Here is a 12,293-nt window from a genome sequence, read left to right on the forward strand (position 1 = left end):
ATGGTTAAACAACGAGTTCTATCTGGAGTACAACCAACCGGAAATCTTCATCTAGGTAACTACCTCGGTGCTATTCGCAACTGGGTAGACAACCAAGCGCAATATGATAACTTCTTCTGTGTCGTCGATTTACACGCCATTACCGTTCCCCATAATCCAGCAACCTTAGCCACAGATACCTACACCATTGCGGCACTCTATTTAGCCTGTGGTATCGATTTAGATTATTCTACAATTTTTGTTCAGTCGCATATTTCCGCCCATAGCGAACTAACCTGGCTTCTCAACTGTATTACCCCGATTAATTGGTTAGAAGACATGATTCAGTTCAAGGAAAAAGCGATTAAACAGGGTGAAAATGTCAGCGCTGGTTTACTCGATTATCCGGTGTTAATGGCGGCGGATATTTTGCTCTATGATGCAGATAAAGTCCCCGTAGGAGAAGACCAAAAACAACATCTGGAATTAACCCGTGATTTGGCGGTACGATTTAATCATTTATTCGGTCAAGGAGAACCCGTTCTAAAATTACCAGAACCTCTGATTCGTCCTGAAGGTGCTAGGGTAATGAGTCTCACCGATGGAACTCGAAAAATGTCTAAATCAGATCCCTCGGAATTAAGTCGGATTAATCTATTAGATGATCCTGACACCATTACTAAAAAAATTAAACGCTGTAAAACTGATTCTGTTCGGGGTTTAACCTTTGATGATCCAGAACGTCCAGAATGTCATAATCTATTGATGCTCTATGGCATTCTTTCCGGTAAAACAAAAGCAGAAGTTACCGCCGAATGTCAAGACATGGGATGGGGTCAATTTAAACCCTTATTCACAGAAACCTTAATTGCAAGTCTCCAACCTATTCAAGACAAATATAAAGCTGTGATGGATGACAAAGCCTATTTAGAATCTGTGTTAAAAAACGGTCGGGAAAAAGCCGAAGAAGTAGCCAATAAAACCCTAAATCGTGTTAAAGATGCAATGGGATATTCTCGACCTTTATAATTTTAATTTTGATGAAAGCTAAAGGATTCCCTGTTCCCTGTTCCCTGTTCTAAGAGTGCCTAGCACTATAAAATTTAAACTTTGAAATTCAACATCAAACATTGATAATGAACCGTTTCCGTACTGCTTGCCAAACTTTGAATGAATTTATTATTACGGCTGAAGTCGCACCGCCAAAAGGTGCAGATCCCAGCCACATGATTGAAATGGTTAGACTCCTAAAAGGTCGTATTCATGCGGTTAATATTACCGATGGTAGTCGTGCTGTTTTAGGTATGAGTTCCCTCGCGGCTTCAATTATTCTTCTGCATCATGGAGTTGAACCCATTTGTCAAATTGCTTGCCGCGATCGCAATCGGATAGGATTACAAGCGGATTTATTAGGAGCCCATGCGTTAGGAATTAGAAATATTTTAGCCTTAACTGGTGATCCAGTAAAAGCAGGGGATCACCCCGATGCTAAAGCCGTTTTTGACTTAGAATCTGTACGTTTATTACAAGCTATTGATAAACTCAATCAAGGCTTAGATTGGAATAATAAAGCCTTACCCGATGGCGCAACGGATTTATTTCCTGGGGCTGCTGTTGATCCCCAATCTTCCAGTTGGTCAGGGTTAAAAAGCCGATTTGAACGCAAATTGCAAGCAGGCGCGCAATTTTTTCAAAGTCAATTAATCACCGATTTTGATCGTTTAGATAAATTTATGACCGAAATTGCTGATGGTACTCAAAAACCAATTTTAGCCGGAATTTTTCTATTAAAATCCGCTAAAAATGCTCGATTTATTAATAAATATGTTCCTGGTGTTTGTATTCCTGATACGATTATTAATCGTTTAGAAAAAGCTAAAAATCCCCTAGAAGAAGGAATTTTAATCGCATCGGAACAAGTTAAAACCGCCCGTCAACTCTGTCAGGGTGTGCATATTATGGCAGTTAAACGGGAAGATTTAATTCCTAAAATCCTAGATTTAGCTGGAATTAAACCTTTCTAAAAGGGAACAGGGAACAGGGAACAGGGAACAGGGAATAGGAGGAAAAAGATTTCACTGTTTAGGTTTTAGTATCAGTCTGTGCCCTCACCCTGTTGCCATAATTGCTATAATTTAAAATCCAACTGTAGGGTGCGTAAGCAACGCGCACGCACCTCCTTATGATAAAATAAAACTGTAAGGGTGTTCCCTCCTCAGCATAAAATTCTACCCTTTCAATCAGCGATCGCTGAAGACAAAACCGGAACCTTCTCAACAATTTTATTATTGAATTCTAAGCTTAAATTATCCTCACCGCGATAAGCTTCCCAAGTTCCCGAAAATAAACGACGAATTTCCCATTGTCCCTGAATATAATTTTCATCCTCAGATAGTATTCCCGTATAACTTACCGGGTCGGGAGAAGTCGTTAAATATTGTTTAATAAAACTCACCCCTCGACCCATAACCGTCCCCGTAATTTGAGCTTCTCCCAAATAACCCTCATCTAAAATATTCCCCGCCAATGTATTCCCACTTTGAATAAATGTTACTTCAAAACGAGTCGGAACACCCTGCTGCCAATAGGTTCCTAGCCAAGTTCCACTTAAATCAGCCATATTTTATCCTCATCCTAATTTAACTTAAATCCCTATTAATTCGAGCAATTTTGCCCCATTGATAAATTAACAAAATTTGAAACTTGACAGGAAATGGGCAAATGAGCAACCAGGGTTTTTGTCCAAGGAGACAAAAAATCATCCCCCGGAATATTTAGAAATTGTACCCGCAGACTCGGTATAACTGAACTCGCCACTTGATCAAAGATCAGACGAGAACCCGTTTCGTTTGTCCGATAAACCCAGCGCTGATGCTCATGACCGATAATAATTCGCCAACCTCCCACTAAACTTTGGGTACAAAACATTCCCGGTTCAGCTAACCCTAAACACCCATCAGGCCAAAGTTGTTCCTCCACCGCTTCCAGAGTCAATTGAGAACGCGATAAACCCGACTGTTTTAAGACATCCTCAAACACCATTTCCAGGACGGAGGAAGGCAGATTTAAGGAACTACTTTGAGATTCTAAACGAATAGTTCTACCTTGAAAATCCGTGCGATAAACCCAAGTTTGACGACCATCGGACACGACTACCCGCCATCCTTGAACTAACATTTGTCCACACAATTCCTCAGCCGTTGCTAGTCCTAAACAAGTGTCTGGCCAAGTTTGTTGACGAGCTTCAACAATTTTAAGATCTTGAGCCGCAATTCCTGATAGTTTAGCAACCGTTTCCCGCACCTTAGCATCTACTGGAGGGGGTAAAATTTTAACAGCATCAGCCGAATTTTGTACCCATTGAGGATTGAAAGAGGTTGCTTTAAAAACAACCGGAATCGTTTTCGGTAATTGTCCTTTAAGATTAAATAAAGGGTTCGGTAACACGCGATAGGTGGGTGTTAGGGGGGAAGCAGGAATAGTATTTTGGGCTGTTTCTAATCGAGGTTGACTTTGGTTATCAGAAGAGGAAAAATAGTTTTGGGCAACGGTAATGGAGTGAGACAGTACCCCTTGAGTCTGAAAAAAAGCAGATTCCAAAAACGTGGGATCAGCTTCTAAAGCTAAAACGCCAGTCAACATCAGCGCCAATATAAAAGGGCGGGGCTGCTTCTTGTTTACAGTTGGAGTCGCTCTCCTGTGAGGTTTGGAGTGGCTGAATTTCATCGGGAAGCATCCACAAATACTTAACAACTTATGGCACAGTTGACACAGATGTCCTAACATTTGTTTCCCCAGATCCACTTAAATCGTGTAATCAGGGAAAAACCTGATTTTTAGAATGTAGATTAGTCTAAAATCTCACCCGGTATCATTGCTTGCGCCCCATCCTAACATACAGATTGCTGAATTGCCCACTCTTTGAGTTTAATGATTCCAAGCCTGGTAGTGTAAGAATACAGCCACAAATTAGGAGTCAATGCAGATGGACATTTTGTTAGAAGGAGGATCGGTTTTACGCGAACGGGATTATACGTTGATTATTGATAGTAGTAATAGTATGGCGACGATGGAAAAATCGGAGGGTAAAAGTCGTTGGGAGTTGATTCAAGAATCGATTTTAGCGATCGCTAGTTATTGTGAACAAATTGATCCCGATGGCATTACCCTTTATTTATTTTCCGATACATTTCAACGTTATGATAAAGTTACTTCTGAAAAGGTTATCCATATTTTTCAGCACCATCAACCCTCTGGAAAAAATTGTTTATCTCCGGTGTTAAAAGATGCCACCAATCACTATTTTGAACGACGGGCTACGGAACAAACCAAACTCAATGGCGAAACGATTATTATTATTACTTCGGGAGAAATTGAAAGCCCCACTGATCTCCGACAAATTATTATTGATTCAGCGAATCAACTCAACCGAGATGAAGAATTAGCCATTGAACTCATTCAAGTGGGTTCTAATTTGGATGTGACTCATTTTTTCCAGACTTTAGATGATGATTTACAAAGTCAGGGGGCTAAATTTGATATTTGTAATACAATTACTTTATCCGATTTAGGTTCCATGAGTTTAACCGATGTCTTGCTTAAAGCTATTGTTGATTAAACCAGTACATTTTTAGTAAATCGGAGTTTTTGGCGGATTAATTTCGACATTTATTGTATTTTGACAATATCATTCTATTTACTTTTAGAGGTTAATCATCATGATGGAATCCTCCTTACAAATGCTCGTAGCCCAGTCTATCAAAACATTGGATTCTATTTTAATTAATGAAAACTTGCCCCCATCTGAACGGGCAGCCGTTGCCTTTAAAATCTTAGAAATGGCACGGACTATTACACCAATAGCTGCATCTGATGCTCGTTCTCCTGGATTAGAAACCCAGCCTTTATTGTTACCCAAGCTTAATTTTACTGACCCGAAACTGTTTTTACATTTAGCAGCTTATCGAGATTCCGAGCTCATTCCGACCCTAAAAGATGCGCTTAAAAAAGCCCATCGCCCCGAAAAAATATCCTTTGGAATTGTTTGGCAATTTCTCCCTGGAGAAGATGAAAGTATTACCGAAAAAGTACAGGAATTCCCCTGTAAAATGATAGAAATTGATGCCCGAAAATCCCTCGGTGTGTGTTGGGCAAGATCCCTCGGTCAAAGCTTGCTCCATGATGAAGATTTTATTTTACAATTAGATAGTCATCATCGGTTTATCGAAGGGTGGGATAGTTTATTATTGCAACAACTCGCCCAATGTCCGAGTCCTAAACCCGTGCTTTCTGCCTATACTCCTCCTTATATTCCCCCGGATGAAATTCCCCCCGGATATCCCTGCACTCGTTTAACTGCTCATCATTTTGATGAACATGGTATCCTCAGTTTTATCGCTGGAGAAAGTCTAGCGTCCTGTTCTGAACCCCCGTTAGGAATGTTTTTAGCCGGAGGATTTATTTTCGCCCCCCGACAATTTTATTTAGAAGTTCCATACGATCCTTTTTTGTATTTTCGAGGAGAAGAAATTACTCTTTCAACCAGAGCTTGGACAAAAGGATGGGATATTTTCTATCCTTATCAAATTACAATTTATCACTATTATACTCGCACCAATGCTAAAAAACATTGGGATATTAATTCAGAATGGTACAAACTAGAACAACAATCCAGAGAACGCATCAAAAAAATCTTACGAATTACCCCGTTAGAATCAGATAATTTAGAAATTTATGATCTAGGAAATACTAGAAGCTTAGAAGATTATCAAAGCTTTTGTGGGATTAATTTCAAAACCCAAGAAATATCAGAAACAGCCCAAAAAGGAATTCCTACAAAATCAGTCATCAGTAATTCGTAATTCGTAATTCGTAATTCATTAACTCTTTTCATGTTTAATCACAGATCTCAATCTTTAGGTAAACTTTATGGCATTGGTGTGGGGCCAGGTGATCCTGAATTAATCACCTTAAAAGGGTATCATCTCTTGCAAAGAGTTCCCATTGTGGCTTTTCCGGCTGGAGTTGGGGATAAACCCGGTATCGCCGAACAAATCATCACCCCTTGGTTAAACTCAGATCAACTTAAACTTCCCTTAACCTTTCCCTACATTCAAGATGATGCCCTACTTAACCAAGCATGGCAACAAGCCGCCGAAACCGTTTGGCCCTATTTGCAACAAGGACAGGATGTGGCTTTTGTCTCCGAAGGAGATGTAAGTTTTTATAGTACCTTCACCTATTTGGCACAAACCCTGCAAAAATTGCGTCCTGAAGTCATAGTGCAGGCTATCCCCGGAATTTGTTCTCCCCTTGCGGCGGTAGCGAGTTTGGGTATTCCCCTAACAATTCGGGATCAAAAGTTAGCGATTTTACCTGCAATTTATGCGATCGCTGACTTAGAAACAAACCTGCACCAGGCGGATGTGGTGGTGTTGATGAAACTCAGTTCCGTTTATGAGCAAGTTTGGGACGTTTTACAACGTTACAATTTGCTAGAACAGGCCTATGTTGTCGAAAGGGCGACCCTACCTAACCAAGTGATTTATGCTGGGTTAAGCGATCGCCCCCATTTACATTTATCCTATTTTTCTATTCTGATCGTCAAAACCCAACCCTAGCTCACAAAATCAAGCAAACGTGCTAAAACAGATAGGGTTAATAATGAAAAGGGTAGCAGGGAATTAGGGGCTTGTGTCCCTCCTCCATTAGTGTGAACAATCGCGCTAAAAGCCTTGAAATAAATTTCAGGCGTAGGGGCGAGGCGCGCCAAAGCGTGTTAACTTAACGCCAAAAGCCTTGAAATAAATTTCAGGCTAAAAGCTAAAACCCGTTAAAACGGGTTAATGAAAAATGATCTTAGTCATCTTTAGATGACTTCAGCTTTTAGCCCGAACTTTAGTTCCGGGCGCGGGGAACTTAAGTTGACGGACTTTGGGCGCGCCTCGCCCCTACAAACCCGTTAAAACGGGTTAATGAAGAATGATCTTAGTCATCTTTAGATGACTTCAGCTTTCAGCCCGAACTTGAGTTCAGGGCTAACGTGGGTTAAGTTAACACTCCTTGGGTCTCCCAGCCCGTCAACAGTCAGTAGAGACGCTTCATTGCAGTCTTTACACAGTCAACAGTTTAAAATTTAAAGTTTATTATGACGGCTTCTACAGCATCCTTTATTGAATCTGTACCGCCCACCTTCCGCCAGCCTGTTCTGTTGTGTGTGTTGGCATCTTTAGGGCTTCATGGCTTATTTGCTGCCAATATTCAATCTCTTAATTTTTATTCTAAATCGATTAAATTACCCCCAACAGTTCAAATTGTTGAACTCTCCCCCGAACAAATTAGTCGGGTTTATCCAGCGACTTCCCCCAAACTATCCTTCACTCCCTTAAAATCCCTCTCCCCTTCTTTATCTATTCTTCCAGTCCCTTCGGCCGATAATATTGTTCCCCCTCCTGCACCCGAAGACTTTATGCAGGCGTCGTCCCTTCCCGTATGGCCGACTAATATTCCCTTACCCCCTGCGAGTAATTCCCCCGGTTTACCGACCTATCGTTTACCTCCGGTTGTTTCTCAAGGGTCTAATTCTAATAGTATTAATTCAGGTTCTATTGGATTTTCCCCTAACTCTAATCCTTCTTTATCCTTTGTTCCAGGGCCACCTTTAAGCTTTGATAACTCTAATCTTCCCCCCTCTGAACAACCCGGACAGTTACAACAACCCGGAAATTTACCTCCTAGCGATGAATTGGCGTTGCGACAACAGTTAATTCGAGAATTGGGTCAGGATGTGGAATGTCCCCCCATGTTTAATAATGCCAATTGTGGCCCTAAAACCCCCAATCAAAACGATAATTCCAATACCCCACCCCCTGAAAATAATCCTAATGTTCAACCCTCTAACCCCAAAGGTTCGATTTTGGCGGGACTGGAAAAGGGTTTACAACAACAACCGCCTAATTCCGCTAATTCCAACCCCAACACTCCCGAAGGTGTAGTTAATGAACAACAAAGGGCAATGTTACAAGGAACGAGTGCCTATTTTAACTGGGTGAATGGTTTACTAACCAACTATCCCAATTTAGAGACCGCCTCTCCCATCGAAGTTAATAATTTATATCCCAACGCGGCTTGTGAGCAACAGTTAACCGGGAAAGCATTAGTTGGAGTGGCGGTCAGTGAAACCGGAGAAATTGTCCAAGGGCCAGAAGTTTTATTGGCCACAGGTTATCCGGTACTGGATGATGCGGCAAAAGCTGCGGTTGGGGAAATGAACTTTGACCCAACAAATTCACCTAAAGCCTATCAAATTCAATTTCAGTTTAATAGTGAGGAAAATTGCAAAACAGTTAATAATCAAACCCCCGAACCTGCTAACACGCCTGCGGTTTCTCCCCCTCCCCCCGCACAGCCCACTGCACCGACCTCGGAAACCGAACAACCTGCTAACCCTGTTGAACAAAAACCCCCAGAGTCTCCCCAATTAACCCCAGAACCTCAACCTGAATCTAATTCTGAAGCGGGGATTTAATCACAAAAAAAGAGAGGGATAGGACTCCCTCTTTTGATTCTTCTCCGAATGACTTACTGAAAAATTGAATTAAGCTTTTTTGTTAGCATTGCGTTTAGCTGCTGCGAATAAACCACCGACAGCCATCAGTCCTAAGATTGTAGAGGGTTCAGGAACTGCGACAGGTGGGGGAGGTGTGATGACTCCGGCTAGTTTCAGTTCATAATTGCCATTGTGAGACACTCCATCATCGAAGGCAGTTAAACCAGACTCGGTAGCCAAGAAGTTGTAAAGATAGTTAGTTGTTCCGTTATAGGTGTATTTGACAACTTCACTGGCTTGTATCGGTGTTCCCACTTTGCTAGGGTCGCGTAAGCTATTTATTAACGCTTTTTGACCATTACTTAGATTTCCGAATAACAGGTTAGTCGCATCGTAGTGACCTGCTAACCCAATTTTAATCTCACCTGTGGTGTCATCTTGATTGACATAGGAGATGTTGGGGTCGCTAAAGCGTTGCAATCCACCATTGTTGTTGAAGGCATTCCAAGCTGTACCGGACAGAAAAGGATTACTCAAAATATTACTAAAACCGGTAGATATCAACGCATCACTGAACCACTTCTGAGCTAAGGTTAATTCACCGCTTACCTTTGTCGCCCAGTCCGATGCTGTCAAGCTGCTCAGGGTCAGAGATTTGCCTCCAATGTCCCCGGTTAAGCTCGTATTTTTGCTGAAATCAAAACCTGCTTTTTCGCTGCTGGCGGCTAACTCAACGTTGCCCGTAGGAGTGCCTGCATTCCCATCTAAAATGGATTGCACGTTAGCATCCGTGTTAGGGATTAGGACAGTTTTATTTCCCGATGTACCATAGACTAAATAATCAGTAGCGGCAGTTCCACCGATGGTTGCATTGGTCAAGCTCCCAGCAAAAGCCGGGGCTATTCCAACTGCGCTCATTCCCACTGCGACGGAAGTGCCAATTAAGAGTTTTTTTAATAAAGCTGCCATGGGGTTTCTCCAGAAAGTAGAAGGTTTTCTTAGGATTTTGTCTATACTGTGATGCTGAATCTTATTAAAATCGATTTTGTTAGATTTTTTTGTGATTCATGTCACTTTAGACGGTGATTGCTGACTATGTTTTCTTAATATATAAAGTTCTCATTTGTTGTAAGAACTTTAGCACCCAAGTTTAAGAGTGAGTTTCTGAACGCTTTAAGCTACTGGGCTTTTCGAGTTCTTTTGTTTCTCTATTGTTATTATAAACAATCTGGCGCAGATGTCTATAAAATTTTGGTCAATTTATCGGGATTTATGTAAAGCTTGGGTAAATCTGTAATTTCAACTAAAAATAAGATTAATTAATATCCGTAGATTTACGGAGTTGACATTTTTAATCAATTTAATGCCACTCTACTGTCCGTAAATTTCCCTAGAAAAACGAAGGTTGAACAGAACAATATAGCGCTCCCCATTACAGTAGAGACCGATCATGGTCGGTCTCTACTCAATCCAGCAAACTCATTCACGGCTTACTGTTCCCTGTTCCCTGTTCCCTGTTCCCTTTTCTAGGCTATTGCTAGAGCAGGGGATGAAGAAAAAAGATTCAAAACCCTAGAAAAATCAAGGGTTGAGGGTTTATTGAGATCCGCGTAAAAACTCAGCAATGCGCTCTACCGCCGTAGCTAATACTTCTGGCGGATGGACTAAAGCAAACCGCACATATCCTTCACCGGATTTGCCAAACCCGACCCCCGGAGAAGCAGCAACCCCGGTTTTTTCTACCAGTTGGCGACAGAATTCTACGGAGTCCTGTGACCAAGGTTCAGGTAGTTTGGCCCAAATATATAGAGTGGCGTTCGGTTTAGGGACATTCCAACCGATATTTTGCATCGCTTGAATAAACGCATCCCGTCGTTCACCGAAGATCGCCATATTTTGATTAATATGATCCTGTGGCCCGGTTAAAGCTGCGATCGCCCCATTTAAAATCCCGATATATTGGTTAAAATCAACCACAGCTTTGATCCGACGTAAAGCCAAAATTAACTCCGCATTCCCGATGGCAAATCCAATGCGAAACCCGCCCATATTATAGGACTTAGAAAAGGTAAAGAACTCAATCGAGACGCTTTTGTCTGGATCAGCTTGGAAAATTGAAGGGGCTAATTCGGCAATATTTTGATCTTTTCCTTCTGGAAAGACAAAATCCATATAGGGAAAATCATGAACTAAAACTAAATCATGGTTTTGGCAAAAGGCCACAGCTTGACGGAAAAACGATAAAGAAGCCGTTGCAGATGTTGGGTTATGGGGATAACTCAACACCATCATTCGAGCTTGTGCTAATACTGTTTCTGGAATCTCCTCAAACACAGGTAAAAAGCCATTTTCAGCCCGTAAGGGCATCGGATACATTTGGCCCCCCGCTAGGTAGACACCGCCCAGATGGGAGGGATAACCTGGATCTTGTAATAGGGCAAAATCACCGGGGTTGAGAATGGCTAAGGGTAAATGGGCCGTTCCTTCCTGGGAACCAATTAATTGTAAAACCTCCGTTTCGGGGTCAACAGCGATGCCATAACGGTTGCTGTACCACTGAGCAACGGTTTCTCGAAATTGTTGGGTATGGCGAAATAAGAGATAACCATGAGTATTGGGATCAGATAAAGATTCTTGGATCGGTGTAATAATATGATCAGCAACAGGCAAATCTGAAGAACCCAAGGATAAATCAATTAAATCTTGTCCTGCTAATACAGCCTTGGCTTTGGCTCGATCCATATCAGCAAAAACATTAGAACGTAACAGGTCTAAACGATTAGCAAATTTCATTTCTCTATTTATTAATAACTAATAACTGATAACTGATAACTGATTACTCTTTTAGGACAAACCTGTGTCGAGCCATTCGATCAACTTAGGTTTGGTAATCGCGCCCTCATGGGATTGGACAATCTCTTGACTTTTAAATAGTCTTAAGGCTGGAACCCCTTCAACCTTACACAGTTTGACGGTATCGGGATTTTGGTCTATGTCCATCTTAACCACTTTCACTCGCTCGTGATAGGTGGTGGCGATCGCGTCTATGGAGGGGGAGACTAGCCGACAAGGGCCACACCAACCCGCCCAAAAATAGACTAAAACAGGTTGTTCTGCTTTCAGGACTTCGGAGTCAAATTCTGAATCTTGAATCACAAGAACGTTATTACTCATGGGTAGTTGCGTGATTGACTTCCATACAAATCTTTATTCCAGAGTGAACTACCCACACTGACTTGGAGTACCAAGTACAGTGTCGGCTTCTGTACTCACAGGCGAATGCCAGAACTTAGGCTTTCGCCCCAGATCGGGTCTTACATCCCCTCCTACAGCAGAAACGGCTGCACCATCCGTATGCCAGCATTTCGACTGCGCTCAATGCCAGCATTCTGATGCCTTCGGCTCTAATATTGAGCGCGGCGTTTCCATCACGGTCATGATCACTACCACAATGGGGACAAGTCCATTCCCTCACATCTAATGGCATCTCACTAACTTGATAGAAACAATTAGAACAGAGTTTGGAACTGGGAAACCATCTATCAATCTCGACTAACTTACCGCCTTTTCGACCTAGTTTGTAAGCTAAGAAATTAGTGAAAGTTCCCCATCCACAATCAGATATTGCCTGAGCTAAATTGTGATTACGAACCATGCCTTTGACATGAAGATTTTCTACGATCACAGCTTGGCTATCGCTGACTAACTTATAACTAAGTTTGTGTAAAAAATCTTGCCGGGAATTACTAACTCGTTCGTAGACTTT

12 protein-coding genes are annotated in these 12,293 nt (G+C 41.8%); 6 read left to right on the forward strand and 6 right to left on the reverse strand.

All coding sequences use genetic code 11. From position 1 onward, the window contains the following. The gene (trpS, locus tag PL8927_RS03495; protein WP_083617654.1) at nt 1-1,008 is read left to right on the forward strand and encodes a tryptophan--tRNA ligase; all 1,008 of its coding nucleotides are present in this window, start codon (nt 1-3) and stop codon (nt 1,006-1,008) included. A gap of 107 nt (nt 1,009-1,115) precedes the next feature. Beyond that, entirely contained in the window at nt 1,116-2,003 is an 888-nt protein-coding gene (locus PL8927_RS03500; RefSeq protein ID WP_083617656.1) for a methylenetetrahydrofolate reductase, read from the forward strand. 212 nt (nt 2,004-2,215) lie between these two features. On the opposite strand, the gene PL8927_RS03505 is transcribed toward PL8927_RS03500, so the two are convergent. Then, nucleotides 2,216-2,599 carry a hypothetical protein gene (locus PL8927_RS03505; RefSeq protein WP_083617658.1) on the reverse strand — a complete coding sequence of 128 codons (384 nt, stop codon included), beginning with the start codon at nt 2,597-2,599 and terminating at the stop codon, nt 2,216-2,218. A gap of 35 nt (nt 2,600-2,634) precedes the next feature. Next, entirely contained in the window at nt 2,635-3,621 is a 987-nt protein-coding gene (locus tag PL8927_RS03510) for a hypothetical protein (protein ID WP_083617660.1), read from the reverse strand. 343 nt (nt 3,622-3,964) lie between these two features. On the opposite strand from PL8927_RS03510, the gene PL8927_RS03515 reads away from it, so the two are divergent. The 4 genes from PL8927_RS03515 (at nt 3,965) to PL8927_RS03530 (ending at nt 8,506) form a co-directional block, all read left to right on the forward strand. Continuing rightward, nucleotides 3,965-4,597, forward strand: coding sequence for a VWA domain-containing protein (locus PL8927_RS03515; RefSeq protein ID WP_083617662.1), 633 nt, complete (start codon nt 3,965-3,967; stop codon nt 4,595-4,597). Between the two features lie 100 nt (nt 4,598-4,697). Continuing rightward, nucleotides 4,698-5,840: a GlcNAc-transferase family protein gene (locus tag PL8927_RS03520; protein ID WP_083617664.1), complete on the forward strand. Its 1,143-nt coding sequence runs from the start codon at nt 4,698-4,700 to the stop codon at nt 5,838-5,840. A 30-nt stretch (nt 5,841-5,870) separates the two neighbouring features. Beyond that, nucleotides 5,871-6,599, forward strand: coding sequence for a precorrin-2 C(20)-methyltransferase (locus PL8927_RS03525; RefSeq protein ID WP_083617666.1), 729 nt, complete (start codon nt 5,871-5,873; stop codon nt 6,597-6,599). Between the two features lie 527 nt (nt 6,600-7,126). Beyond that, complete coding sequence (locus tag PL8927_RS03530; RefSeq protein WP_083617668.1) at nt 7,127-8,506, forward strand: energy transducer TonB; 1,380 nt, start codon at nt 7,127-7,129, stop codon at nt 8,504-8,506. Between the two features lie 69 nt (nt 8,507-8,575). Here the strand turns inward: PL8927_RS03530 and PL8927_RS03535 are convergent, their stop codons facing one another. From PL8927_RS03535 to PL8927_RS03550, 4 genes are all read right to left on the reverse strand, one after another. Continuing rightward, nucleotides 8,576-9,496, reverse strand: a complete 921-nt coding sequence (locus PL8927_RS03535) for an NF038130 family PEP-CTERM protein (RefSeq protein WP_083617670.1) — start codon at nt 9,494-9,496, stop codon at nt 8,576-8,578. A gap of 627 nt (nt 9,497-10,123) precedes the next feature. Then, the gene (locus tag PL8927_RS03540) at nt 10,124-11,320 is read right to left on the reverse strand and encodes an LL-diaminopimelate aminotransferase (RefSeq protein ID WP_083617672.1); all 1,197 of its coding nucleotides are present in this window, start codon (nt 11,318-11,320) and stop codon (nt 10,124-10,126) included. A 51-nt stretch (nt 11,321-11,371) separates the two neighbouring features. Further along, nucleotides 11,372-11,701, reverse strand: coding sequence for a thioredoxin family protein (locus PL8927_RS03545; protein WP_083617674.1), 330 nt, complete (start codon nt 11,699-11,701; stop codon nt 11,372-11,374). Between the two features lie 115 nt (nt 11,702-11,816). After that, a partial coding sequence (locus tag PL8927_RS03550) for an RNA-guided endonuclease InsQ/TnpB family protein (protein ID WP_456319734.1) occupies nt 11,817-12,293 on the reverse strand: 477 nt, incomplete at its 5' end.

The sequence above is a fragment of the Planktothrix serta PCC 8927 genome, assembly GCF_900010725.2.
GTDB classification, from domain to species: domain Bacteria; phylum Cyanobacteriota; class Cyanobacteriia; order Cyanobacteriales; family Microcoleaceae; genus Planktothrix; species Planktothrix serta.